Origin of the sequence: Brevibacterium sp. FME17 (assembly GCF_014897515.1) — a bacterium.
Classification (GTDB): domain Bacteria; phylum Actinomycetota; class Actinomycetes; order Actinomycetales; family Brevibacteriaceae; genus Brevibacterium.
Map to the genome: position 1 here is coordinate 14102 of NZ_JABUYD010000006.1, position 23420 is coordinate 37521.

At 63.4% G+C, this 23420-nt stretch carries 25 protein-coding genes; 16 read left to right on the plus strand and 9 right to left on the minus strand.

Translation table 11 applies throughout. The features are described 5' to 3' along the window. Positions 1-143: 143 nt before the first annotated feature. Together INT40_RS07460 and INT40_RS07465 are read left to right on the plus strand one after the other, a co-directional pair. Positions 144-1337, plus strand: coding sequence for an acyl-CoA dehydrogenase family protein (locus INT40_RS07460; RefSeq protein ID WP_193095834.1), 1194 nt, complete (start codon positions 144-146; stop codon positions 1335-1337). 39 nt (positions 1338-1376) lie between these two features. Continuing rightward, the gene (locus INT40_RS07465) at positions 1377-2525 is read left to right on the plus strand and encodes an acyl-CoA dehydrogenase family protein (RefSeq protein ID WP_193095835.1); all 1149 of its coding nucleotides are present in this window, start codon (positions 1377-1379) and stop codon (positions 2523-2525) included. 335 nt (positions 2526-2860) lie between these two features. Here INT40_RS07465 and INT40_RS07470 read toward each other — a convergent pair whose 3' ends face one another. The 4 genes from INT40_RS07470 to pyrE all read right to left on the minus strand — a co-directional run bounded on the left by INT40_RS07470 (position 2861) and on the right by pyrE (position 6787). Further along, positions 2861-3490: a TrmH family RNA methyltransferase gene (locus tag INT40_RS07470; protein WP_096157687.1), complete on the minus strand. Its 630-nt coding sequence runs from the start codon at positions 3488-3490 to the stop codon at positions 2861-2863. After that, positions 3487-5172 carry an ABC transporter permease gene (locus INT40_RS07475; RefSeq protein WP_193095836.1) on the minus strand — a complete coding sequence of 562 codons (1686 nt, stop codon included), beginning with the start codon at positions 5170-5172 and terminating at the stop codon, positions 3487-3489. Before INT40_RS07475 ends, INT40_RS07470 begins: the two co-directional genes overlap by 4 nt. Then, positions 5172-6053, minus strand: a complete 882-nt coding sequence (locus tag INT40_RS07480) for an ABC transporter ATP-binding protein (protein WP_096157688.1) — start codon at positions 6051-6053, stop codon at positions 5172-5174. Before INT40_RS07480 ends, INT40_RS07475 begins: the two co-directional genes overlap by 1 nt. 167 nt (positions 6054-6220) lie before the next feature. Beyond that, the gene (pyrE, locus tag INT40_RS07485) at positions 6221-6787 is read right to left on the minus strand and encodes an orotate phosphoribosyltransferase (RefSeq protein ID WP_096157689.1); all 567 of its coding nucleotides are present in this window, start codon (positions 6785-6787) and stop codon (positions 6221-6223) included. A 287-nt stretch (positions 6788-7074) separates the two neighbouring features. Between pyrE and INT40_RS07490 the strand changes: the two genes are divergently transcribed. Beyond that, positions 7075-7350 carry a GlsB/YeaQ/YmgE family stress response membrane protein gene (locus INT40_RS07490; protein WP_193071608.1) on the plus strand — a complete coding sequence of 92 codons (276 nt, stop codon included), beginning with the start codon at positions 7075-7077 and terminating at the stop codon, positions 7348-7350. A gap of 157 nt (positions 7351-7507) precedes the next feature. Here the strand turns inward: INT40_RS07490 and INT40_RS07495 are convergent, their stop codons facing one another. The 3 genes from INT40_RS07495 to INT40_RS07505 are packed head-to-tail and all read right to left on the minus strand — an operon-like array spanning position 7508 to position 8893. Continuing rightward, positions 7508-7846 carry a hypothetical protein gene (locus INT40_RS07495; RefSeq protein ID WP_193071526.1) on the minus strand — a complete coding sequence of 113 codons (339 nt, stop codon included), beginning with the start codon at positions 7844-7846 and terminating at the stop codon, positions 7508-7510. Further along, on the minus strand, positions 7839-8333 hold the full coding sequence (locus INT40_RS07500; protein WP_193071527.1) for a hypothetical protein: 495 nt from the start codon (positions 8331-8333) through the stop codon (positions 7839-7841). Before INT40_RS07500 ends, INT40_RS07495 begins: the two co-directional genes overlap by 8 nt. After that, positions 8330-8893 carry an RNA polymerase sigma factor gene (locus INT40_RS07505; RefSeq protein WP_101571450.1) on the minus strand — a complete coding sequence of 188 codons (564 nt, stop codon included), beginning with the start codon at positions 8891-8893 and terminating at the stop codon, positions 8330-8332. The genes INT40_RS07500 and INT40_RS07505 overlap by 4 nt, the downstream gene beginning before the upstream one ends. Before the next feature lie 162 nt (positions 8894-9055). Here INT40_RS07505 and INT40_RS07510 point away from each other — a divergent pair, with 162 nt between their 5' ends. Genes INT40_RS07510 through INT40_RS07530 form a run of 5 tightly spaced genes read left to right on the plus strand, consistent with a single transcriptional unit; the run spans position 9056 to position 11249 of the window. Continuing rightward, positions 9056-9523 carry an Asp23/Gls24 family envelope stress response protein gene (locus tag INT40_RS07510; RefSeq protein WP_193095837.1) on the plus strand — a complete coding sequence of 156 codons (468 nt, stop codon included), beginning with the start codon at positions 9056-9058 and terminating at the stop codon, positions 9521-9523. Positions 9524-9537: 14 nt separating this feature from the next. Continuing rightward, a complete protein-coding gene (locus tag INT40_RS07515; protein ID WP_101571453.1) occupies positions 9538-9720 on the plus strand; it encodes a hypothetical protein in 183 nt (60 codons plus the stop codon). A 4-nt stretch (positions 9721-9724) separates the two neighbouring features. Next, positions 9725-10093: an Asp23/Gls24 family envelope stress response protein gene (locus INT40_RS07520; RefSeq protein WP_101571455.1), complete on the plus strand. Its 369-nt coding sequence runs from the start codon at positions 9725-9727 to the stop codon at positions 10091-10093. Then, positions 10090-10659: a DUF6286 domain-containing protein gene (locus INT40_RS07525; RefSeq protein WP_193071530.1), complete on the plus strand. Its 570-nt coding sequence runs from the start codon at positions 10090-10092 to the stop codon at positions 10657-10659. The genes INT40_RS07520 and INT40_RS07525 overlap by 4 nt, the downstream gene beginning before the upstream one ends. Next, on the plus strand, positions 10656-11249 hold the full coding sequence (locus tag INT40_RS07530) for an alkaline shock response membrane anchor protein AmaP (protein ID WP_226830934.1): 594 nt from the start codon (positions 10656-10658) through the stop codon (positions 11247-11249). The genes INT40_RS07525 and INT40_RS07530 overlap by 4 nt, the downstream gene beginning before the upstream one ends. 325 nt (positions 11250-11574) lie before the next feature. Here the strand turns inward: INT40_RS07530 and INT40_RS07535 are convergent, their stop codons facing one another. Continuing rightward, positions 11575-12348 carry an SDR family NAD(P)-dependent oxidoreductase gene (locus INT40_RS07535; protein WP_193095838.1) on the minus strand — a complete coding sequence of 258 codons (774 nt, stop codon included), beginning with the start codon at positions 12346-12348 and terminating at the stop codon, positions 11575-11577. Further along, entirely contained in the window at positions 12345-13169 is an 825-nt protein-coding gene (locus INT40_RS07540; protein WP_193071532.1) for a thioesterase family protein, read from the minus strand. Before INT40_RS07540 ends, INT40_RS07535 begins: the two co-directional genes overlap by 4 nt. Positions 13170-13304: 135 nt before the next feature. Here INT40_RS07540 and INT40_RS07545 point away from each other — a divergent pair, with 135 nt between their 5' ends. From INT40_RS07545 to INT40_RS07580, 8 genes are all read left to right on the plus strand, one after another. Continuing rightward, positions 13305-14096, plus strand: a complete 792-nt coding sequence (locus INT40_RS07545; protein WP_193095839.1) for an exodeoxyribonuclease III — start codon at positions 13305-13307, stop codon at positions 14094-14096. A gap of 364 nt (positions 14097-14460) precedes the next feature. Beyond that, on the plus strand, positions 14461-16878 hold the full coding sequence (locus tag INT40_RS07550) for a helix-turn-helix transcriptional regulator (protein ID WP_193095840.1): 2418 nt from the start codon (positions 14461-14463) through the stop codon (positions 16876-16878). Positions 16879-16999: 121 nt separating this feature from the next. Then, complete coding sequence (locus INT40_RS07555; protein WP_193071535.1) at positions 17000-17917, plus strand: GTP pyrophosphokinase family protein; 918 nt, start codon at positions 17000-17002, stop codon at positions 17915-17917. A 57-nt stretch (positions 17918-17974) separates the two neighbouring features. Next, positions 17975-18853, plus strand: a complete 879-nt coding sequence (locus INT40_RS07560; RefSeq protein WP_193095841.1) for a DUF5926 family protein — start codon at positions 17975-17977, stop codon at positions 18851-18853. 75 nt (positions 18854-18928) lie between these two features. Next, positions 18929-19747 (plus strand): glycosyltransferase family 2 protein, encoded by an 819-nt coding sequence (locus INT40_RS07565; protein ID WP_193095842.1) that lies wholly within the window; start codon positions 18929-18931, stop codon positions 19745-19747. Next, the gene (gene pheA / locus INT40_RS07570) at positions 19744-20682 is read left to right on the plus strand and encodes a prephenate dehydratase (RefSeq protein ID WP_101571474.1); all 939 of its coding nucleotides are present in this window, start codon (positions 19744-19746) and stop codon (positions 20680-20682) included. Before INT40_RS07565 ends, pheA begins: the two co-directional genes overlap by 4 nt. Positions 20683-20893: 211 nt before the next feature. After that, positions 20894-22594 carry an FAD-binding dehydrogenase gene (locus INT40_RS07575; protein WP_193095899.1) on the plus strand — a complete coding sequence of 567 codons (1701 nt, stop codon included), beginning with the start codon at positions 20894-20896 and terminating at the stop codon, positions 22592-22594. A 2-nt stretch (positions 22595-22596) separates the two neighbouring features. Further along, entirely contained in the window at positions 22597-23409 is an 813-nt protein-coding gene (locus INT40_RS07580; protein WP_193095843.1) for an SDR family oxidoreductase, read from the plus strand. Positions 23410-23420: the final 11 nt, after the last annotated feature.

Sequence of the window (23420 nt, forward strand, 5' to 3'; positions counted from 1 at the left end):
CGAGCGCCTTCTGGTCAGCATCGCGGCATCGCAGGCTCCGATTCCGCAGATCCTCGGCGACTGGAGCCTTCACCCACTTGTGAGCCTGAACACCGAAACGTACTATTGGGATTAAGTTACCGAACGATCAATCAGGAGTTTTCATGGACACCTTGCTGAATGCAGAGGAGCGCGAGTTCGCGCAGAAGATGCGTCAGTTCTATCGCACGGAGATCCCCGAGGAACTGCGCTTCAAGGTCGCCACCGGCCAGGAGCTGACCAAAGAGGACATGGTCACTTCGCAGCGCATCCTCAATCAGCACGGATACGCCGTGCCGAACTGGCCCGTCGAATGGGGTGGCCAGGACTGGACTCCTGTCCAGCGCCACATCTGGCTCGAAGAGATGCAGCTCGCCTGCGTCCCGCAACCGCTGCCCTTCAACGTCTCCATGGTCGGCCCTGTCATCGCGACCTTCGGCAGCCAGGAGATCAAGGAGCGCTTCCTTCCCGCCACCGCCAACATCGACATCTGGTGGTCGCAGGGCTTCTCCGAACCCGATGCCGGCTCTGACCTCGCTTCGCTGAAGACCACCGCGGTCCGTGACGGAGACAAGTACATCGTCAACGGTCAGAAGACCTGGACAACCCTGGGCCAGTACGGCGACTGGATGTTCAACCTGGTGCGCACCGACCCGAACGTGAAGAAGCAGGCAGGTATCTCATTCCTGCTCATCGACATGAAGACCCCCGGTGTCACCGTCCGCCCGATCCAGCTCATCGACGGCGGCCATGAAGTCAACGAAGTCTTCTTCGACAATGTCGAGGTGCCCGTCGAGAACCTCGTCGGCGAAGAGAACAAGGGCTGGACCTACGCGAAGTTCCTGCTCGGCAACGAGCGCACCGGCATTGCCCGCATCGGCGGTTCCAAGGTCAACCTGGCTCGGGCCAAGGCCTACGCCGCGGTGACGAAGACGGCACGCGGCACTCTGCTGGATGACCCGCTGTTCTCCGCCCGCCTGACCCGGATCGAAGCTGAGCTCACCGCTCTCGAAATGACTCAGCTGCGGATCCTCTCAACCCAGGCCGCTGGGTCCGACAAGCCGGATCCACGCTCCTCGGTACTCAAGCTCAAGGGCTCACAGCTGCAGGAGGACATCAGCGAACTCCTCGTCGACGTCCTCGGCCCGCAGGGACTCGACTTCGTCACTGACCGCACCCAGGGTGAGGGCCTCTCAGACCTTCCGCTCGGAGCTGTCGACGCCCTGCCCGCGTACTTCAACACCCGCAAGGTCACCATCTACGGTGGCTCGTCCGAGGTCCAGCGCGGAATCATTTCGAAAGCACTGCTTGGTCTCTGAGGTTTCCACAACCCCAGGACATCTTAGAAGAGGACAATCATGGATCTTGAACTCAACGACATTCAGCAAGAACTCGCCAGCACTCTGAACAAGTACCTGCGCAGCGAGTACGACACCCAGGCCCGCGAGGCCATCCTGCACAGCGAGGAGGGCGTCTCCCGCGAGAAGTGGGAGGCGTTCGCAGAGATGGGCCTGCTCGGCCTGGCTATCCCGGAGAACTACGGCGGAGCCGAAATGACCTTCGCCGAGGTTGCCGTGGTCCTGGAAGCATTCGGTCGCGCACTCGTGCTCGAACCGTTCCTGGCCACAGCTGTGCTGGGCGCAAACGCGATCGCCGCCGCAGGCTCCGAAGAGCAGAAGCAGGAGATCCTGCCCGCAGTCTGCGAAGGCCAGACCTTCCTCGCATTCGCTGCCCTCGAGCCCGGCCTGCGCTACGCGGTCGACACACCCTCCACCACCGCCTCGGCGGGCACCGACGGCGCCTTCACGATCAGCGGTGAGAAGAACGGTGTGCTCGGCGGAGACGTCGCCGACCAGTTCATCGTCACCGCTTCGGAGAACGGTGAACTGGGACTGTTCCTCGTCGCGGCATCCGCTTCGGGGGTCAGCCGTGTCGCTCACCGTCAGGCCGACGGTCAGGGAAGCGCGAGCGTGAAGTTCGACAATGCGCCGGCCCAGCGTCTCGGCGCTGCCGATGCGCATGCCGTCGTGGCTGAACTGCTCGACACCGCAAACGCTGCGATCATGGCCGAAGCAGTCGGCGTGATGGAAGCCTCGCTGACGATGACGGCCGAGTACCTCAAGACCCGTGAGCAGTTCGGTGCCCCGATCGGCACGAACCAGGCACTGCAGCACCGTGCGGCCGACCTCTACGCCGACCTCGAGTATGCACGCAGCATGGCACTCTACTCCCGCCTTGCGGTCACGAACGAGGAAGCCGGCTCCGAGAAGGACCGACACCGTGATGTCATCGCGGCCAAGATGATCATCGACCATTCGGCACGCACGATCAGCCAGGAGTCGATCCAGATGCACGGCGGCATCGGCATGACGATGGAGTACCCGATCGGTCACTATGCGAAGCGACTGACCGTCATCTCCCGCACCTTCGATGATGCTGATTCGCTGACTGCCGAACTGGCAGAGATCGGTGGGCTCATCGAGCCACACGCAGCCGACCTCAGCTGAGGCAGGAAGACCCGACCGAGGCGCAGAGCATTCGCTGACGTCGGGCGTCGAAGTCTCTGCAGAGGAGAAGGGGCGTTCCGCGTTGCTTCCAATACTGGAAGCAACGCGGAACGCCCCTTCTTCGTCCTTTCCTGCACTTTTGCCGCAGCCGCATCGATGAACCACCGAACGGTTGGTAAGTTCTGGTCGATTCCAGCGCTGGGATCGACCAGAACTTACCAACCGTTGGGGCCAAAAGTGCCGGCGGAGGCACAGTACAGCCCTGCCCACCCGTCGACGTTCGACTCACGGGCTGCTTGCCCACCCGTCGGCCGCCCTCATCACGTTGGTAGGACTTAGGCCACCGGCTGGTCGTAGACGTGACGGCGGACCCAGGAGTGCATGGTGATCGCTGCCGCTGCGGCCGCGTTCATGGACCGCGTTGAACCGTACTGTGCGATCGAAAGCACCGCAGTGCTCGCCTGGTGCGCTTCCTCGCTCAGGCCCGGCCCTTCCTGCCCGAACAGCAGCAGGCTGCGCCGCGGCAGGTCATAGGTCTCCAACGGCACCGAGTCCGGGAAGTTGTCGATTCCGATCAGCGGCACGTCATTGTCAGAGCACCACTGCAGGAGGTCGTCGATGCTCGGGTGATGGATGATGTGCTGGTACCGGTCGGTGACCATCGCACCGCGACGATTCCAACGCCGTCTGCCCACGATGTGCACCGCGGCGGCGTTGAAAGCGTTGGCCGTCCTGACCACCGAACCGATGTTGAGATCGTGCTGCCAGTTCTCCACACCGATGTGGAACTCGTGCCGTGTCGTGTCGAGATCAGCGACGATCGCGTCCAGCTTCCAGTAACGATATTTATCGACGACATTGCGACGATCGCCCTCGCGCAGCAGCTCGGGATCAAAGTGCTCAGACACAGGCCAGGGGCCGGTCCACGGACCGACCCCTACCTGTGGCGTACTATCTTCAGTCACTTCTTGTCATCGGTTTCATCCGCCGACTCGTCAGTCTTCGCTGCCTTCGCCGAGGTGTCGTCGGAGTCCGAATCGATCGCGTCGTCGAAGTCCGAATCGATCGCGTCGTCGGAGTCCGAATCGGAGTCCGAATCGGAGTCCGAATCTGCGGCAGCATCCTTGACGTCAGTCTTCTTCTCACCGGCGGAGCCGACGGAGACCTTCTGCGCACGCTTGCTCATCTTCACGGTCTTGCCGCCGCGTCCCCCGCCGGTGAGCACCGCGCGAACGTAGGCGCTGCTGGCCAACGAGTGGATGATGAGTGCGACCACCGCAGCAATGGCGGCGGCAACGAGGCCCTCCCACCATGCGGGTGGACTACCGAAGAAGCGTCCGGCAATTCCCAGTGGCGAAGTGAACGGGGTCCACGACAGCACCTTGGCGACCAGTCCCGAAGCTCCCACGATGACGGGAGCGATGAAGCCGGCCACGGTGATGACGCCGATGATCGACACGAAGGTCTTGCGTCCCTTGCTGCCCGCCACGGTCGACGCCCACAGGAGGAGTGCGTAGATGGTCCATGCGGTGAACAGCAGCGTCAGTGCGAACCAGCCCAGGCCGGGCAGCATGGCGAATGCCAATGATGTCTTGCCTGTGATGGAGAGACCGAGTTCGGCCACGACGATCGCGACGACCAGATACACAACGGTCAGGGAGAGCATGCCCGTGATCCGACCCGACGCCGAGGCGCGAGGCGGGATCGTGGCGGCGATGATCTCAGTGATCCGGTTGCGCTTCTCCAGACGCAGGTTCTGATAGAGCGCGGTGCCGAGTGTGGCCACCACGAGCAACGCGAACACTGCCATGGCCCACAGCACCGGAGTGGCGACCTCGTCGCCGACTGCCGGCGAGTTCAGCAGCGTCGCCTCAGTCTTCGGCGCAAGCTTCTCCAGCAGTTCCTCGGGCTGTTCGTCCAAAGCGATGATGGTCGGCTCTGCCTGTCCGCTGGGGTCCTGGATGAAGGCCGCGTCGACCTTGCCCTCCTTGACCAGCTTCTCTGCGGACTGAGCGTCCTTGACGTCGGTGATCTTCACACCCAGCTGCTGCTCGTACATCGCAGCCTGCTCACCCACACCGACCATGGCCATGCTCGGTGTGCCAGACTTCGAGTCGGATCCCCCGACAACGCCGGAGATGATCGCTGCCAGGATCCCAAGCACGATGACGGCACCGGTGACCAGGAAGAGAGGGCTGCGCAGCGCGGTCGTGCTCTCCCGGTTCGACACCAGCCAGGCGGCCTGATTCTTGTTCACGTCGACGAACTCGGAGACCAGACCTGTCTCGGGAAGCTCATCGGCCGAGGGCCTGTCCTCGGCAAGTTCGAACGGAACCTCGTCGAGGCCGTCATCGGCTGGCACTGCGTCCGAGTCTGAGTCGTCAGCGTCGTCAGCCGTCGTTGCGGGCTTGGCACCCTTGGCGCCATTGGCGGTTGTCGCCGACTTCGCGCCCTTGGCCTTTTTGCCCGACTTCGTGGTCTGAGCCGACTTCGCGCCTGTGCTCTTTACCGAGTCGGCATCGTCCTCGGTCGCTGTGACGTCATCGCCGACAGGTATGCCCAGATCATCGATGTTCTCGCCCGCAGTGCCCTTCGAGACCCGCGGTTCCGGGGAGTCCCCGTCTAGGCCTTCGTCCTTGCCTGCCATCACAAAGCCTCCTTGTACTGCTCGGCCAATGTCGGGCGAACACTCTCGAAACTCTTCACACCATTCAGTGCTGCCACGGTCTGCGCTGCGGAGCCGGCATCGGCAGCCCGGAAGCTGATGACGTTGTCTGCGGAGTCGAGGACCGCAACATCGCTGATGCCCGCGCGCTTCTCCAATGACTTGGCGGCCGCCTCGGCGTCGGCGAGCTCCACACGGTACTTCACGTCCGCCCGCAGCTCCTCCACGCTGCCGGACACGCTGGCCCGACCCTGGTTGAGGATGACCACGTCGTCGGCATGGGCCTGCGCGGCCTCCCAATTGTCGGTGGCCAGGATGACGGGTACCCCGGAGGCGGCGTGGGCGCGCAGCAGGGACATCACAAGTTCGGTTGACTGTGAGTCGAGGCCGGAGAAGGCATCGTCGATGACGACGACGTCGGGGTCGGCGGCCAGTGTCGCTGCGATGTCGACGCGGGCGATCTCAGTGCCGCTGAGATTCTTCAACGGCGCATAGCCACGATCGGCCAGCTCGAGACGTGACAGCAGAGTCAGCGCATTGCGCTCAGCAGCGCCGAGGGTGATGCCGTGCAGACGTGCCAGGTAGACGATCTGATCGATCACGCGCATGTTCGGGTAGCCCCCGCGTTCGGAGGGCAGATAGCCGAAGTTCTGACGATCGCCGAAGTCGAGTTCGAAATCCTCAAGCTTGACGGTGCCCTCATCGGGCGAGATCAGCCCCATGATGACGCGAACCAGCTCGGTCCGGCCGGCCGAACGGGTTCCGACGATTGCGGTGATCCGGCCTGCCTGCGCGGTGAAACTCACCTCGTCGAGATAAGTTCGCTTTCCCTTGCGCAGGGAAACCTCTTTCAGTGTGAGCACGCGTCATCCTTACTTTTCCTGAAGCAGTACTGTGGGAGTGTCTCATCTATCGTGTTGATTCGACCACGATGTTTCAAACCAGGACCGTGATTTCGACAGAATTGCCAGTCGAGTCCCAGCTGGTGATCGACGGGCAGAGATCCGTCCGAGAAGCTTGGACGAACGAATCAGTCCAGCCCAAGATCGCTTGTCGTCATCGCCGTGAGATACGGAATTCCTGTTGCTTCGACCCGTTCCTTGGCGCCGGTGTCGCGGTCAATGACCACGGCCACAGCTACCACCTCGGCGCCGGCCTCCTTGAGAGCTTCGACCGCGGTGAGCACAGAACCGCCCGTGGTCGAGGTGTCCTCGACCGCCACGACCCGCTTGCCTTTGACATCCGGGCCCTCAACGCGACGGGACATCCCGTGCTTCTTCGCCTCTTTGCGGACGACGAAGGAGTCCACCGGAGTGCCGCGAACGACGGAGCGGTGCATGACTGCGGTGCCGACCGGGTCAGCACCCATCGTGAGACCGCCGACGGCATCGACCTTCTCCAGGAGGCCCTCGGCCGCCAGGAGGTCGAGCACCACCTCACCGATCAAGGGAGCGGATCGATGGTCGAGGGTGACCCTGCGCAGATCCAGATAATAGTCAGCTTCCCTGCCTGAGGAGAGGGTCACCTTGCCACGAACCACGGCGAGTTCGTCGATGAGGTCGAGCAACTGTCGGCGGGTGTCTGCACTGTCGGTCATGCCCCCAAGTCTAAACGGCCCACTCCGCTGTGCAGACCAGGGCCGTCTTCCCGCGCGGGGCGGGTCGAAGTCACCAAGCACGACCCGCTCCCTCGCCGAGGTGGCGGTGACAGGGATCACTGCACTCGAATCGCACATGTCCGTGAGGTTTCATCACTTCCACCGTCTGTACCGATGTCATAAAGAATCGGGCGATACTGTCAGTTTCAAGAGAATCGGCTCTAAGATTAATGACAGGTCGACTTTACAGACCCGATCAGCAACTCTATGGAAGGGATGTGAGCCTCATGGGTTTCTTCGCTTATCTAATCCTCGGACTCATCGCCGGCGCTATCGCAAAGGCGATTCTGCCGGGCAAGCAAGGCGGCGGACTGATCGCCACACTCATCATCGGCGTCATCGGCGCCATGCTGGGAGGTTGGATCGGCGGTGCGATCTTCGGCGCCGAAATGGACAAGTTCTTCTCGCTCTCCACCTGGCTGTGCGCAATCGGCGGTTCGCTGATCGTGCTCGTCATCTGGGGCTTCATCACCAACAAGATGGGCAAGAAGAAGGTCGACTGATCACGCTTGATCACACGCTGAAACGTGCGGGACTCAACACCGTTTGAGCCCGAACAGAGTGCCGGAACCCGTCAGCGGGCTCCGGCACTCTGCTATTCACGAACCACACCGAAGCACACCACCCAGCCGCCTGACAGGCGACAAGGCGACGCTGCGCTCAGCCCCTGCTGACGACGCGCAGATCGATGTCGAGCCGTCCGCCGGCCTCCACAGCCCCGCGTGCGATGTCGGCCTCGACAACCGAGAAGATCTCATCGACAACCTCGGCGACCGAGCGGGTGTGGTCAAGGTGGGCATCGATCCTCACCTTCACCCCGTCACCGCCCCGAGTCACATCGACACCCACAGGTTCACCGCCGGTGCGGCGCAGCACCTTGGCTGTGGCGGTGGCGACCAGGGCATGAAGTCCCGGAGCCAGCGCCCTGACACCGTCGATCGAGGTCACAGAGTCCGCGAGCCGCAGGGACTCCACAATCTCCTCGTCACGTTCAGTCAACGTACACATCCTCAGCATTGATATCGATCCGTGCCGCGGGGATCCCCAATTCGGCCAGGATCGCGGCGGATACGGATCGGCGAATCACATCGGCGGTGGAGGCGAAGGAGATGCCGGCGCGCATGGCCACTGTCAACGACACCGTCGCCGCGCTGCCTTCGGGAACACCGGCGGGCTCGACATCAACGCTGCGGGCCCGGATCCCGTCCACCGAGTCGACGGCGTTGCGCACAATCGACCGCACCGAGGCGGTGGAGATCGCGAACGGATGCCCATGCTCGGTCTGCAGATGGGTGGAGGGGCCCCGGTACAGGTCGTCTCTGACCAGCTGGAGGATGCGCTCACGAACACCCGCGGTGTCTTCAGGTTCGGGTTGGAACGTGCTCATGTATTCGTCGATGACACCGCGAAGCTGGGCGTCTGTCTCTTGGTGGGACTCGGAGCTCGTCGGATCGGGTTCAGTGCCGGAGCTGACATGTTCGTTCATGTCCATCCTTCCATCCCCTCCATGATGGCAGTGCGAGCCCTGTGGATACGGCCACGCACACTGCCTTCGCTGATGCCCAGAGTTTTGGCCACCTCGGCGTAGCTGAGGCCTTCCATCTGGTGGAGCACCCAGGTTACTCGCTGTTCCGATGAGAGCGTCTGGAGAACGGCTGAGAAATGCTGCAGAGCGGTACGCGCCTCGACGGACTTCTCCACCGATACCCGCCCGTCCGCGTGGATGCTCATATCGTCGGGGTCTTGCACATCCGAGGGCCTGGCCATCCTCCTGCGCAACAGGTCGGTGCACTTGTTCGATGCCAGTCGGTAGATCCATGTTCCGAACGCGGCTGGCTCGGACAGAGCATTCAGCGACTTCCACGCCTGGACCAGCGTGTCCTGCACAACGTCTTCCGCATCATGTCGGTCACCGAGCGTACGCAGGCAGAATCGCAGGAGCTTCGTCTCATATCGATCAACCAACGCTTCGAAGGCATCGATATCGCCCTCTCTCGCACGCACGACGAGGGTGACGATATCGAACCGATCATCGTGCCTTGTCATATCCACATCGTATGCGACTGCAACCGTAATAAGGACGAACACCGCGCCCCGGAATGTCCCTTCGGAGTCGGCACAGGAATTTTTCTGCACACGTGCGTGAGGATCGCAGCCAGTCCGCGTCTGTACTGATGAAAGCGCAATCGAAACGATAAGGAAATAGAAATGCCTGAAGCCAAGCAGTCCACCGTTTCCCAGCAGTCCACGGCCGAGGATTCGGTGCGCAGCCCTCTCATCACCGACATGGGCAACACCACGATCGCCGAGAACGTCGTCGCCAAGCTCTCCGGCATCGCTGCACGTGAGGTTCCCGGCGTCTACAGCATGGGAACCGCGGCCCGCCGCGCTTTCGACACCCTTGCCGACCGCATCCCCGGCTCGCAGACCAACGTCTCCGGCGGCGTCTCTGTTGAGAAGGGTGAGAAGCAGACCGCGATCGACCTCACCATCGTCGTCGAGTACGGCACCTCAATCGTCGAGGTCGCCGAGGCGATCCGCCGCAACGTCATCCGCGCCGTCGAGCAGGGCACCGGCCTGCAGGTCGTCGAGGTCAACATCGAGGTCACCGACGTCCACCTCCCGGGCGATGACGATGACCAGCAGAGTTCCGGCGACACCGTCGAACTCAACTGAAACGAAGGATTGTCATGTCGAAAACACTCGTCGGCCTGCTTGTCGGTCTGACGCTGGGCATCGTTGCGTACTTCGGAGGATTCCTCGCATTCCTCATCGTTGCCATCTGCGGCGGACTTGGCCTGGTCATCGGCCTCGTCCTCGACGGGCGCCTCGATCTCAGCGCGCTCAGTTCGCGATCGACGACCCGGAGGTAGCATCGTGGCTTCATCACGTGGTGGCCTCACGATCGCTGACCGGGTCATCGAGAAGACGGCCTCCCAGATCCTCAAGGGCCTGCCCGGGGTCGGCGGCGCGAAGTCGGGCCTGTTCAGGTTCGGTTCGAACGCTGACCTCGACAGCCGCCCCAGCGTGGATGTGACCCTGTCGGGTCGCAGCTGCACCCTCGAGGTTGAGTTGGGCCTGGCGTACCCGTCCCCCATCACAGAGGCGACCGAATCGGTCCGTCGTCGTCTGAGCACCGATGTCGAAGCACTCACCGGGGTCAACGTCCGTCAGGTCGATGTCACGGTCAAATGGCTCAAACCCCACACCTCGGGGTCCGGAAGCTCAGTGAGGAATCTGCAATGAGTCCACGCTTGTTTCGGTCACGCCCTGCACGCATCATGCCTGCCGTCATCGTCTCCCTCATCATCCTGGCCCTTGCAGTGGGCCTCGGATGGGCAGCGATCGCCGCAATCGCAGTCGGCGGCTCTGGTGACTCGGCGCTTACGTCCGGGTTCTCCGGGTTCACCGACCTCGGCGCCACACAGTGGGGTGCCGCAGCGGTCATCGCGGTGGGAGCCGCCCTGCTGATCCTGGGCCTGATCTTCACGATCGCTGGTATCTCTCCCGGCGCCAAGCGCATCATCGGCTACCGGGCCGAGGCGACCGAGCACATCGGACGCCTCGAAGTCGTTCTGCCGACCTCGGCACTGTCGAACCTGGCGGCCGCCGCCGCGGACTCCGTCGACGGGGTCTCGAGCGTGCGCGCTGCATCAAACGCTTCGTCGACGAACATCACCTTCTCCACCCCGGTGCGTGAAAATGACCAGATCCGTGCTGAGGTCGACGCCGCTGTCTCGCAGCGCTTCAGCCAGATTGCATTCGACCGCACGCCGACAGTCAAGGTGCGCGCACAGAGGAGGCAAGCATGAGACGCATGGCAGCAGGCGCCAACAGGACCGGCCTCATCATCGTCGGTCTGCTCTGCCTCATCGTCGGAGTCGCCGTACTCTCGATCAGCCTCGGCCTGGCCCCCGCCCTTGCACCCGGGCTGACCCCCGATGGTCAGCTGCAGCCGGTCGCCGCCGTCCTCGCATTGCCGTTCTCGGCTGTCATCGCTCTGGTGGTGGCAGTGCTCCTCGTGGTCATCGGCATCCGGTGGCTTGCTGCGCAGGTGCCGCGGAAGGATTCTGCAAAGCCGCTGCGCATGCAGGAAGATGCTCGGACCGGAGTGACCACGGTCAATGCCAATGTCATCGCTGCGGCTGTGGTCGACGATCTCGAGCTCACTCCCGAGGTCGTGGATGCCCAGGCCATTCTGCGAGGAACAGCCCGCAGCCCCGAGCTGCTCCTCCATGTCGACGTCGATGAGCGAGCAGATATCGATGCGGTCGTCGCCGACATCTCCGATCGCGTGACCCACAACTGCAGTCAGGCTCTCGGAGTTCCGCTTTCCGCCGTGGGAGTGGAGATCGGCATCGCCAGGTCACGTCAGAGAAAGCAGCGCAGTGTTCAGCTGTGACGACGCTCAGACGGCAGGGTCTCAGATGTGAATGACAAAGACCCCGGGGCGCGTAATCGCGACATCCCGGGGTCCTCGCAGCACTCCCCTCGAGTACCCGGACGCATCCCCATACGTCCGTTATGTTCACCCGATCCCCACCGGGCGAACACCATTATTGGATCACACTTCGATCCTACTTGTAAAGATTGTTCTGCCCTGTCTGAATCGGGATGGGGAAGTTCAGCGACCCCTCAGACCCGATATAATCCCAGGTCAGAGGGCCAGCTCAAAATAATTCAAGACTCAACTTCATGCGGCGCGTCGCAAATCCACTGTTGCAAGCTCAGCAATCGCCTCGCCTGCTGAGAGAGAATCCGGCCGATCCCCAGCGCACCAGAGGGCGGGGAACGAAGCGGGCGATTCGTGCCGCCAATCCGTAGCTCACGCCGGGGATGGAGACCACCTTGCCTCGTCGCGCATCGCGCAGGGATGCGGTGACGACCTGCTGCACGCTCAGCCAGATCCAGCCGGGGCCCGGCCGTTCGACGCCGAGGCGTTCATGGAATTCGGTTCTGATGAACCCGGGCAGCACGGCAGTGACCGTGACCTGGGTGCCGCGCAGTTCGCCGGCGAGGGCTTCGGTGAAGACCAGGGTCGACATCTTCGACGCTGCGTACTGTCCCATCGTGGTCAGGGCCGCCATCGATGAAACGTTGATCAGACCGCCCCTGCCCCTGGCACGCATCTCCTTGACCGCTGCCAGGGAGAGTTCGCGCACCGCCCCGGTGAGCACCATGTCCTGGTCGTGCAGTTCCGACATCTCCGATTCGAGGAGACCCTGCTTGAGGCCATACCCGGCGTTGTTGATGAGGAGATCGACGGGCGAGGCCTCGATCACGGTGCGGACGGCGTCGATGCCGGTTCGAGTGGACAGATCGGCCACCACCACCTCGGCGACGGTGCCGTTCTCGGTTTCGATGCTCGTTGCCAGCTCTCGCAGGCGGGGCTCATCCCGGGCGACGAGAACGAGGTCATACTTCTCGGCGGCGAGACTGAGTGCGTAACCGCGCCCCAGCCCGGAGCTGGCACCGGTGATCAGTGCGCGCGGTCGCGTCACTTCGCGCCTTGGCCCACACGCACAGTCAGCGACTGCGCCGCGGTTCCGATCGGCCCGTTCATGTCGCTGAGCACACTCGTGGTCGCGCCACTCCCGGTGGGCCCGAACGCAACCTTCGTGTCGAAGCCGACCCAGCCGGACTCGGGGACCCGGGTGAGGTGGATGGTCAGGTCGACGTTGGGGAAGAACGTCGTCTTCGGATCCTCTCTCACGGCCAGACCATTGGCGGTGTCGATGAGTTTCACGAACGCAGCGGTTGCGGGGTCGTCCTCACCATCGACGAGGGGATACGGAGTTCGGAGCCAGGTCCGGGCGAAACCGGGACGGGCATCCGGGAATTGGCCGCCGTCAAGGGAGGCGATGAATCCTCCGCCCCACCGTCCGGTGAATGGGGTCTCGGGAGCATCTTCGGGCTCCGGCAGCGTTGGCCATTCGTCGCCGAGGACACTCGTCGTGTCACTGGGGAGCAGGCGCCAGACCCGGGCGTGGACGCTCGTGCGCTCCCCGTGACGCATGCTCGCTTCGATGAGTTCGATGGTCCGGCCAGGTCGGATGACATTGACGTCGATGGTGAATTCTCCCGAATGGATGACGCCGAGGATGTCGAAGCTGACTCGCGAAACCATCTTGTCCGAGGGCAGCCGGCGTTCGATCTCTGCCAACACCAGCCCGGCGGCCGGGGCCAGGTGCTGCTCACCCGGCTGCCACGCGCCCTGACTGTGCAGCGTCGAGACGAAGGTCTCCGGCGCCGTGCGCACATAGTAGGAGTCGGGGCAGGCGGCACCATCGTGACCGAGGTGTTCATTGAGTGCTTCAGGCATGACCCCAGATTATCGGTACCTCACCGGCGCCGAGGTGATGGGGCCGGTGAGTGCGTCATCTGCCGGCTCCGGCCTGCTGAGTTTGGTTTGTGCTCTGAGCTTGGGCCTGCGGCCGGGACAGCTTAGGGTGGGAGCGTGAGAATCGCGAGCTGGAATGTGAACTCGATCCGCGCCCGACATGACAGAATCGGTGCTTGGCTGGATCGCTCAGACGTCGACGTCCTGGCCATCCAGGAACTCAAGTGCAAGGATGAGCAGTTCCCCGAGGACCTGTTCACATCCCGGGGCTATGAGGTCAGCTTCCACGGCCTCAATCAGTGGAATGGTGCGGCGATCGCCTCTCGAGTGGGCATTGAGGATCCCGAGATCGGGTTCGCCGGCATCCCTTCGTTCGGTGAAGAGCCCGTGGTCGAGGCCCGTGCCCTGTCGGCCACCTGCGGCGGAGTCAGAGTGTATTCGCTCTATGTGCCCAATGGTCGCGAAGTCGACCATCCGCACTACGCCTATAAGCTCGAATGGTATCGGGCACTGACTGCCGATATCGCTGCGCAGCTCGGCGATGATCCCGATAAGAAACTCGTCCTCTGCGGGGACTTCAATGTCGCACCTCTGGATGAAGATGTCTGGGACATGGAGGAATTCGAGGGAGCCACCCACGTCTCGGAACCTGAACGTCAGGCTTTCAACACTCTCCTGGACGCAGGACTCACGGAGGTCACCAGGCAGTTCACTCCCGGCCCTGGGGTCTACACCTTCTGGGACTACCAGCGGCTGGCATTCCCCAAGAAGAAGGGCATGCGCATCGACTTCGAACTCGCCTCACCGTCCCTGGCAGCGCAGGCCACGGGCGCAGAGATCGACCGTGAGGAGCGCAAGGGCAAGGGTGCGTCCGATCACGCTCCCGTCATCGTCGACTACGAGGTGTGAGCCGCGGCTTCAGCACCGCGTTAGCGGCCCCAGACAGACCGGGCGCCCTCCCCGGTCGAGCCTCGACCCCACAGCTGTCTCCGCGATCCCCTCTCTCCGCCGCAGAGCAGCATTGACGAAACACCACTTCACCAGTGATCCTAAGAACAACGTGTCGCCGCTCATTTCCCATTAGCGAGCAAAGACATCGCTGAACACAGACTTAGTGAAAATCACAGCGACGTTACATTGAGTAACCAGAATTCGAGCATAGAGATCGGATACATTACTTAGTGGTAGATAATCCCTGAATCCCCACTGCCAGAGGTCCCCAACCATGTATAACTCCGCCGACCAGGGCGTTCCCCCTCCCCCGACACCCCCCTTGCCCACTGATGGAATCTTTCCCGGCGAACGCGAAACGACCGCTCACTCATTCGCGACCCGCCTGACCGAATTCGCACCCGATCTGCCTGAGTACGTATGGAAGGCCCTGTTTCTGCAGACGTCTGGCCACCTCCTCGCGGGCCAAGCCGTTCTGCAGGGCGCCGATGCAATGGGACATGGCCTCTCGAGCGTCGATGCCGACCATTATTCGGATCTCCTCGCCGCCGACGTGCTGGCTCAGATCAGACATCAGGCACCGGACAGCCCCGAGCTGCGGCTGGCCCATCTGCTCTCCTTCATGCGCGACATCAACGCAGACACCCTCGCTATCGCCGCCGGTGCCATGCCATGCCTGAGGTCGTTCCCCGTCCCGGCTGCGCCAGAAGGTTCTGATCCGTTCGACATCGCGGACCTCTCTGCGCATCTGGCCGAAGAGGGTCTGCTGCTCCCCACTCTGGACCGCACCGGCCAGCACACGATCCCGGCGGTTATGAGGACGATCTTGAGGCGGCTCTACGATGACAGAGATCGACACAGCGAATCACGGTCGCGGCGCTCGCTGGGGGTGAGCGCAGCCGAATGGCTGAATGCTCCGGCCGCCTATCACTCCGAGGGCTTCGCCGAGGCACTCCGACGGGTCGCGGATGCCGGGGACTGGAACGCGTTGTCCGATCTCTGGGCGAACCGGGGTCATGCGCTCATGGTCGACCATTTCGACGCGACGATCGAGGCATTCTCGAAGGTCCCTGAGGCCCAGGCGCAGAACTCGGCAGTGTTGGCCGAAGCCATGGGCGACTGTCTGCAGGTCGAGGAAGTCAGACGGCACCTGGGAGTCAGCGATGCTCTGACCGTCCTCAACGAGGTCAACTTCGAGCATGCTGCTGTCCCGGCCCTTGACTCGCAGATGGAGAGAATCAAGGACGGCGACTTCACCGTCGATGACATCATGACCATGGCCATCGCGTCGATGCGGCGCCAGAGGCTGCTCGGTCGGTCCGTCCAGGGCCTTCAGCTGGCCCGATTCGCCCAGGAACTCATCAGCGATGATCGACGTTTCCAGTCGGCTCCCAGTCGGCTCTGCGAAGCACGATTCCACCTCGAATATGGGATCACCGCCATGTTCGTCGGCGACCTCACCGACAGTGTCCAACAGCTGCGTCGGTCGATCATCATCACAGAGCTCGCAACCGCATCCTCGCCTTATCTGCTGCTTCCGGCGCACGCCTACAGTGCCCTGGCGCACGCGATGCTCGGCAATGGGCCATCGAGTGACGTTCACCTGCACCAATTCGACGAACTCAAGGACCGAACTCGGTTCAGCAGCCCTCACGCGCTCGCCGCCTACACTCTGGCGCGCATGATCCGCGCCATGGACTCTCTGGACCTCGACGCGGCACGTCGATACTCCGAGCGGCTGGCCGACCCCTCGCTGGGTCATCACTCGTGGATCGGCGTCATTCAGTACAGATCGCTGCTGGGCATTCTGGGCAGTGAGGTGAGCATCGAGGGCAAACGTCTGCAGCAGGTCATCGACACCAACCGCTCATCCCTGCCGCCCGACGGAATCCTCCGCCACACGCTGCAGCACATCCTCGTCTGCATCCATCTCGCGCAGGGCCAGACTCACCTCGCCCAGAACGTCCTCCTCGACGCCGAGTCCGAAGCGCCCTACATCATCTTGGCCAGAGCCCAGCTCCATCTGACCATCGGGGAACACAGCACCGCGGCGCACCTGGCGAACCGGGTCCTGTCTCAGAAGCCGGTCGACCTGCATGCGAAGGCTTCTGCCCAGGCGGTCCAGGCCGCCAGTCTGTTGGGCAAGGGAGAACTTGTCGAGTCGGATTCTGCGTTCGTCGACGCGCTCGAGTACTGCAGGATCACCGCCAGCCTCATCCCGGTGGCACTGATTCCGAAGTCGTTGCGCGATCAGCTGCTCCAGCGCAGCTCTCAGGCTGCCGAGTGGGACCTGCTCGCACCAGTCTTCGCGCCGGGTCGCCGCGCCACCGAGGTGCCCGACTCCGCTGACGCACTCGCCCCCGCTGGCCAGCCCCATTCCGACAGCGCCGGCTTCGGCGATGGGTCCATCGGCTGGCCCAGTCAGGGGTCGAATCCCGACGAGGGGCCCAACGCCGACGAAGGGTCCACTCCCGGCGAGGAGCTTCGCCAACGACTGCTGAAACTCGGGGAGACACTGCACATCCGCGCTGGTCATGCCCTGCTCAACCCATCGCAGAGGCAGCTTCTGGCCCTGCTGGACACCCAGTCATCTGTGTCCGCTATCGCGACTGAGCTGAGCCTCGTCGAAGGAACGGTGAAGAACAAGCTGTCGAATCTCTACGCGCGCCTCGGCGTCCGCAATCGCCGGGATGCGCTGGCTCGCGGCTACGAATACGGGTACCTCCCCGCCGAGAGCTGACCACTGAGCAGGGTTCCGGAGAACAGCGCTGCGCATTCGCGAAGAAAGCTTCGCAAGGAAAGCATGGACATCCACCTCGTCTTCTGGTGAAGTTGAATCAGGAGCTAGGAAGGTGACGAGGATGTCAGCAACAGTCCGCGAACTGGTCGACGAAGCCTACGAGAGGCGTGAGTCGACGTGGAGGGCCGCCCTGGAGACGGTCAATGATTGGGTCGAGGCCGCGTGCTCGGGCTCCGCGCTGTTGTCGGGAGACAGAGTCACCGTCGGAAACGGTCGGATCAAAGATCGGCTGCGGGCCGGAGAGAAGCTGCGCCGGAAGCTTGCCGATGCCAATGACGAGATCCACGAAGCCGTCGAGGTCGAGAACCAGGTCATCGATGTCGTCGGTGCCCGCGCCGTGTGCCGCACCGAGCGCGAGCAGAGCGCGCTCTGGGATCTCCTCACTGACAGCAATGACGAATCGAATCTCTCCGTCGCCGAGGTGCGCGAATACTCCGCCCAGCCCAAACCGTCCGGTTACCGCGGGCGCCATCTCATCGTCGAGGTCCCCTTCGATGCCGAGCCGTCTGTGCTCGTGGAACTGCAGCTGCGCACCGTCATGCAGGATGCGTGGTGCGTGCTCGCCGAGGAACATCTGTTCAAACCCGGTCAGGCGTTGAAGTCCGATGCCCAGCAGGAGCGGCTCTCCGTCGTCCTCTCCGGCCTCCTGGCCCAGGCCGATGTGGTTGCCGGCTATATCGCCGACGACGTCGGAGCCTATTTGGGGATGGGGAACTCCTCACCACCGCGGACTATACAGAATCTCGATGCCGCAGCCGACGTCCCGTCGATCGAGGTCACCATCCGTGAGCTCAATCATTCCTATGTCCTCGCCGCCGATGAGGTTGGTCGGCACGGGATCATCCGCCTGGAGAACTTGGGACTCACACCGGAGAACCCCGAGAAGTCAGCGTTTCCGCACCCAGGAGACAAACTGCAGGTGACGATGGATGAGTCGAACACCACCCGCTACTTCATCCCGGTCGCGGGGCAACGCTGATTCACCTCGGCAAACGGGATGCGTCCTGAGTCGCCAGACCGACTAGACTTGTCTCCCATGGGTAAGAAGTCGAAGCGTTCCAAGGAAGATCTCATTGCCAAGCGTTTGGCACGTGCACAGGCCACGGCCTTCGTTGCACGTCCGTTCGAGGGCCTGCCGTTCGAGGCGGACCTCATCTGCCTGCGGGAGCTGGTGCCGGCGGCGACCGCCTCGGCGAAGCTGAAAGAGGAGTTCGGTGGTCAGGAGATCACCATCACCTCGCTGCTGCCCGCCGCGTGGCAAGCCTGGCACCGTGAAGACGGTGCGCTCTTGGCCGGCATGCAGGTGCCGGTGTCCTCCACCGATGCCTCCCGCGACGTCGCCCACGGCATCCTCGCCGCCGCCGAGGCGACGCCTGGGACCACGATCGAAGCGACCACCGAGCCAGGTCAGGGTCCGCGTCTCCAAGACATCCTCGACACCGACCACCCGTTCGACATCCGCGTACTCGAAACCTTCGAATACTGGAAGCTGCCAGAGGCCGAAACGGATTCCGATGTCGCCGCAGCTCTCGAACAGGCCAACGACTCCATCTCACCGACGGAGAGGATCGCCTCGGTGAAGTCCGCATACTGGACCGAGATGTCAGGCCGCACCTACGTCCGCTGGGCTCGTGCCGAGGGCGAGGATTCGATCGTCGACGCTCTCGCGAGCCTGCAGGTCGAGGGCCTCAACGACCTCGGCGGCCCAGGAACCTTCCTGGGATACTTCCGGGCCCACGGAATCATCGTGCCCGTCTGGGAACTCGAATTCGGCACACAGGTCGACGACATCGAAGAGCCCATCGCCGAGTTCGGCAAGCGCCTCGATGCGACCCTGAACTCAGGTGAGTCTCTGACCACTGAGGCACGCCGTGCGCGTTCAGGCATCGTCGCTCGTCAGCTGACCATCCACTGAGTTCTGTCGTCACGTCCGCCGGTGAGCCCCTGCGCGAGCTCGCCGGCGGCGACGGCGGACAGGAGAAGAGTTTCCATGCCCGAAGAGTCGAACACCCCGTCCTCGGAGACGGCCCCACGAGCGATCGCCGCCATCATCCCCGCGATGAACGAGGCCGACCGCATCGCAGCGACCGTGAGAAGCACCAAGCAGATTCCCGGTGTCGACATCATCATGGTCGTCGATGACGGGTCTTCCGATGACACCGGAGTTCTGGCTCGCCGGGCCGGCGCCGAGGTGGTCACCCACCGTAAGAACAAGGGCAAGGCCGCGGCCATGATGACCGGCGCGTTTGCGATCCGCAATCGTGAGATCTCCGATTCGGATCCCGACCAGCATCCGGACCACCGCGCCCTCCTCTTCATCGACGGCGACCTCGAAGATTCGGCAATCAGCACGGCCCCGCTCGCCGCACCTGTCCTTGCCGGTGACGCCGATATGACGATCGCGATCCTGCCCGCGCAGAAACGCAAGGGCGGCGGATTCGGCTTCGTCGTCGGACTCGCGAAGAAGGGCATCGCCGAACTCAGCGGGTTCGAAGCGACCCAGCCTCTGTCGGGAATGCGCTGCCTGAGCCGTGAGGCCTTCGACGCGGCACTGCCCTTCGCCGCCGGATGGGGAGTCGAAGCAGCCATGACGATCGACGTCATCAACGCCGGACTGCGTGTCGAAGAGGTCGAATGCGACCTCCACCACCGCGTCACCGGCAAGGATCTCAAGGCGCAGATGCACCGTGCCGCCCAGTACCGCGACGTCGCACGTGCCATCGTCACTCGCCGCCTGCAGGCCAAGAAACTGCGTGGAACGACGCTGAGTGGCCCTAGTTCGCACAGCTCGAAGGGAGCATCGAAGTGAGCGCCGATCGCTACGCCTATCTGGGTCCCGAAGCCACATTCACCGAGGCCGCACTGCTGCAGTACCTCGACGCCCAGGACCTGCGCTCGAGCGCGTCGACCCAGCCCATGCGCAATGCCGTCGCCGCCCTGGAGTCCGTCCTCGACGGCGACTGCCTGGCCGCGGTCGTGCCGATCGAGAACTCCATCGAAGGCGGGGTGCCCGCCACGATCGATGCCCTGACCGATCATGGCAAGCTGCAGATCATCGCCGAGGTGGTGGTGCCCGTGCGCTTCGTCCTGGCGGTGAAGCCGGGAACCGACCCCAGCACAGTGACCTCATTCGGGTCCCACCCGCACGGCGAGGCGCAGGTCCGCTCCTTCATGGCTGCGAACTTCCCCGATGCCGTCTACCTCCCGACCTCGTCAACGGCCGCGGCTGCACGAGATCTGGCCAATGACGCCGCCGACCATGTGGCGGCAGTGTGCCCAGCTCTGGCCGCCGAACGCTATGGCCTCGAGGTCCTTGCCAATGACATCGGAGAACGTCAGGACGCTGAGACCCGCTTCGTCGTCGTCACTCGTCCCGGTGCTGTTCCCGCGCCGACAGGATCCGATAAGACCACCATCGTGGCCTCACTGCGATCAGATCGCGCCGGTGCCCTGCTGGAGATGCTCGAGCAGTTCTCCAGTCGGGGTGTGAACATGTCGCGCATCGAATCTCGGCCCACCGGTGACGGGCTCGGGCTCTACCAGTTCTCGATCGATCTGCTGGGCCATGTGCACGAGTCCAGAATGGCCGATGCGCTGCAGGGAGTCCACCGAGTGACGCGGAGTCTGAGCTTCCTCGGCAGCTACCCCAGTGCCTCCATGACCACGGTGCCGTTGGACCCCACGACGACGGACGATTCCTTCGCCGCTGCTGCTGCCTGGCTGGATTCGACGCTCAACGGCTGAAACTCTCCTGCAGACTTTGGAGGCAGCAGTCCCGGGGGCAGTAGTCTGAGTAGGCACGGGTCGCACGACCCCCAGGATTCGCAGCACCGGGCCCCACCCACACATCGACGAAGGAGTCGCCTTGGGAACCACCTCTCCGACCACTGCCCGCGACGAGGCGCTCAACTCTGACACGGGTCATGGCCCTGACCCGGTCGAAGCCTATGACGCCATCGTCGTCGGGGCAGGTCTGGCCGGACTCGTCGCCGCCCATGAGCTCAGCCTCGCCGGCAAAAGGGTACTCATCCTCGACCAGGAGAATCGGGCGAACCTGGGTGGTCAGGCGTTCTGGTCTCTCGGCGGGCTCTTCCTCGTCGACTCACCCGAGCAGCGCCGGCTCGGTGTCCGCGATTCGCTCGAATTGGCGCGCCAAGATTGGGCCACCTCGGCGGGATTCGACCGGGATGAGGATCGCTGGCCCCGGCAGTGGGCCGAGGCCTATCTGCAGTTCGCCGCCGGGGGGAAGCGCCGCTACCTCCATGACCTAGGGCTGCGCCTGACACCCGTCGTCGGCTGGGCAGAACGCGGCGGGTCGGGCGCTTCCGAACACGGGAATTCCGTGCCGAGGTTCCACCTCACCTGGGGCACCGGCCCCGAGGTGGTCCGGATCTTCCGCGAGCCAGTGGAGCGGGCGGAATCCGCGGGTCTCGTGACGATGGGATTCCGGCATCGTGTCGACGAGCTCCTCGTCGAGGACAGCGGCATTGGTGCTAGCCCCTCGGTCGTCGGGGTTCGCGGGCGGACGCTCGCCCCCAGCCACACCGGCAGGGGGCTCGCATCGAACCGTGACGAGGTAGGAGACTTCGAACTCCGCGCCCTCGCAGTCATCGTCACCAGCGGCGGCATCGGACACAATTTCGAACTCATGCGCCAGTACTGGCCGGTCGAACGCCTCGGCGAATTCCCGCAGACGATGCTCGCCGGAGTGCCCGCTCATGTCGACGGTCGGATGCTCTCCATCGCTGAGGAGGCGGGTGCGAGCCTGATCAATCGAGATCGGATCTGGGCGTATACAGAGGGCATCGAGAACTGGAATCCCGTGTGGCCGAACCACGGCATCCGCATCATCCCGGGACCCTCATCACTGTGGTTCGATGCTGAAGGCAATCGGTTCCCGGCCCCGAACTATCCCGGATTCGACACGAACCGGACCATGAAGACCATTCTCTCGACCGGGCATGACTATTCGTGGTTCGTGCTCAACGAGTCGATCATCCGCAAGGAGTTCGCGCTCTCAGGCTCGGAGCAGAATCCCGACATCACGAAGAAGGACTGGCGTGTGACCCTCGACCGCGCCCGATCCTCCGATGCTCCCGGCCCGGTCGAAGCGTTCAAGAGGTTCGGTCCCGACTTCGTCGTCGCCGACACCACCGAAGAACTGGTCGCCGGGATGAATGAGCGGTCCAGGGGGCCCGTCATCAATCATGACCACCTAGTCCACCAGATCGTCGAACGCGATCGGCAGATGGATCATAAATTCTCCAAGGATGCGCAGGTCCAGGCCATCCACAATGCCAGGAACTACCTCGGCGACAAGATCGTGCGGGTTCAGAAACCGCACAAGATCCTCGACCCTGGTCACGGACCACTCATCGCGGTGCGACTGAGTCTGCTTTCACGCAAGACTCTGGGCGGCTTGGAGACGAACCTCGACGCTCAGGTGATCGGGGGAAACGGCACACCGATTCCCGGACTCTACGCCGCCGGTGAGGTCACGGGCTTCGGCGGCGGAGGAATGCACGGCTACAACGCGCTGGAGGGAACCTTCCTGGGCGGGTGCATCTTCTCCGGGATGCGAGCCGGACGAGCCGTGGCGGGACGTTCGGAAGCCGGCGGGTACGAGGCAACTGACGTGGAACGAACGGAGCGCTGAAAATGGCGAACACGAACCTCACGGTGCTCGTCACCGGCGGCACTTCAGGGATCGGAGCTGCACTGGTGAAGATGTTGGCAGACAGAGGGTGCATGGTTCTGACCACGAGTCGCGACCCGGAGCGGATTCCGCAGTCCGAGCGAACTCCCGGTGTGCGCTATCTTCGGCTCGACTTGGCCGATCCCGACAGCGTCGAAGCATTGGGCGCTGAAGTCGCGAACGTCGACGTCCTCGTCAACAACGCCGGTGAGAGCCAATCCGGCCCCTTCGAGGAGCTGCCGTCCGAGGCCATCAATCGGCTCTTTCAAATCAATGTCTTCGGACCGGTCCGCCTGAGCCAACTCGTCCTGCCTGGCATGCGCACGCGGCGTCGCGGTCGGATCATCATGGTCGGTTCCATGCTCGCCAGCTTCCCCCTGGCACATCGCAGCTCCTACGTCGCATCCAAGGCGGCCCTGCGCGGATTCACCACGGCCGCGCGCCAGGAACTCTCGTCATTCGGAGTGTGGCTCAGCGTCGTCGAACCCGGATCCATCGCCACCGGGATCGGCAACCGACGGACGAAGTACCTCTCCCCCGATTCCGTCTACACCGACGATGTGACCGCGATGCTGAAACACCTCGACGAGAACGAACGGCAGGGAATCTCACCCGAGGCCGTCGCCACGACCATCGTCACGGTCATCGAAGCGGCCAGGCCTCGCGAGTTCTATGCTGTGGGCAGCCGGTCACCACTGCCGTTCCTGCTCAAACGCGCACTCCCACGCGGATTGATGTCACGGATCGTCGCCGGCCAGCACGGACTCAAGCGGTGAACTCTGCGTAG

Coding starts and splice junctions, on each gene's coding strand:
- INT40_RS07490 (WP_193071608.1), top strand. CDS start 7,075: ATGGGTTTCTTCGCTTATCTAATCCTCGGACTCATCGCCGGCGCTATC.
- pyrE (WP_096157689.1), bottom strand. CDS start 6,787: ATGACCGACAGTGCAGACACCCGCCGACAGTTGCTCGACCTCATCGAC.
- INT40_RS07460 (WP_193095834.1), top strand. CDS start 144: ATGGACACCTTGCTGAATGCAGAGGAGCGCGAGTTCGCGCAGAAGATG.
- INT40_RS07540 (WP_193071532.1), bottom strand. CDS start 13,169: ATGCCTGAAGCACTCAATGAACACCTCGGTCACGATGGTGCCGCCTGC.
- INT40_RS07560 (WP_193095841.1), top strand. CDS start 17,975: ATGGGTAAGAAGTCGAAGCGTTCCAAGGAAGATCTCATTGCCAAGCGT.
- INT40_RS07500 (WP_193071527.1), bottom strand. CDS start 8,333: ATGAACGAACATGTCAGCTCCGGCACTGAACCCGATCCGACGAGCTCC.
- INT40_RS07515 (WP_101571453.1), top strand. CDS start 9,538: ATGTCGAAAACACTCGTCGGCCTGCTTGTCGGTCTGACGCTGGGCATC.
- INT40_RS07505 (WP_101571450.1), bottom strand. CDS start 8,893: ATGACAAGGCACGATGATCGGTTCGATATCGTCACCCTCGTCGTGCGT.
- INT40_RS07525 (WP_193071530.1), top strand. CDS start 10,090: ATGAGTCCACGCTTGTTTCGGTCACGCCCTGCACGCATCATGCCTGCC.
- INT40_RS07475 (WP_193095836.1), bottom strand. CDS start 5,172: ATGGCAGGCAAGGACGAAGGCCTAGACGGGGACTCCCCGGAACCGCGG.
- INT40_RS07465 (WP_193095835.1), top strand. CDS start 1,377: ATGGATCTTGAACTCAACGACATTCAGCAAGAACTCGCCAGCACTCTG.
- INT40_RS07510 (WP_193095837.1), top strand. CDS start 9,056: ATGCCTGAAGCCAAGCAGTCCACCGTTTCCCAGCAGTCCACGGCCGAG.
- INT40_RS07555 (WP_193071535.1), top strand. CDS start 17,000: ATGTCAGCAACAGTCCGCGAACTGGTCGACGAAGCCTACGAGAGGCGT.
- INT40_RS07580 (WP_193095843.1), top strand. CDS start 22,597: ATGGCGAACACGAACCTCACGGTGCTCGTCACCGGCGGCACTTCAGGG.
- INT40_RS07530 (WP_226830934.1), top strand. CDS start 10,656: ATGAGACGCATGGCAGCAGGCGCCAACAGGACCGGCCTCATCATCGTC.
- INT40_RS07565 (WP_193095842.1), top strand. CDS start 18,929: ATGCCCGAAGAGTCGAACACCCCGTCCTCGGAGACGGCCCCACGAGCG.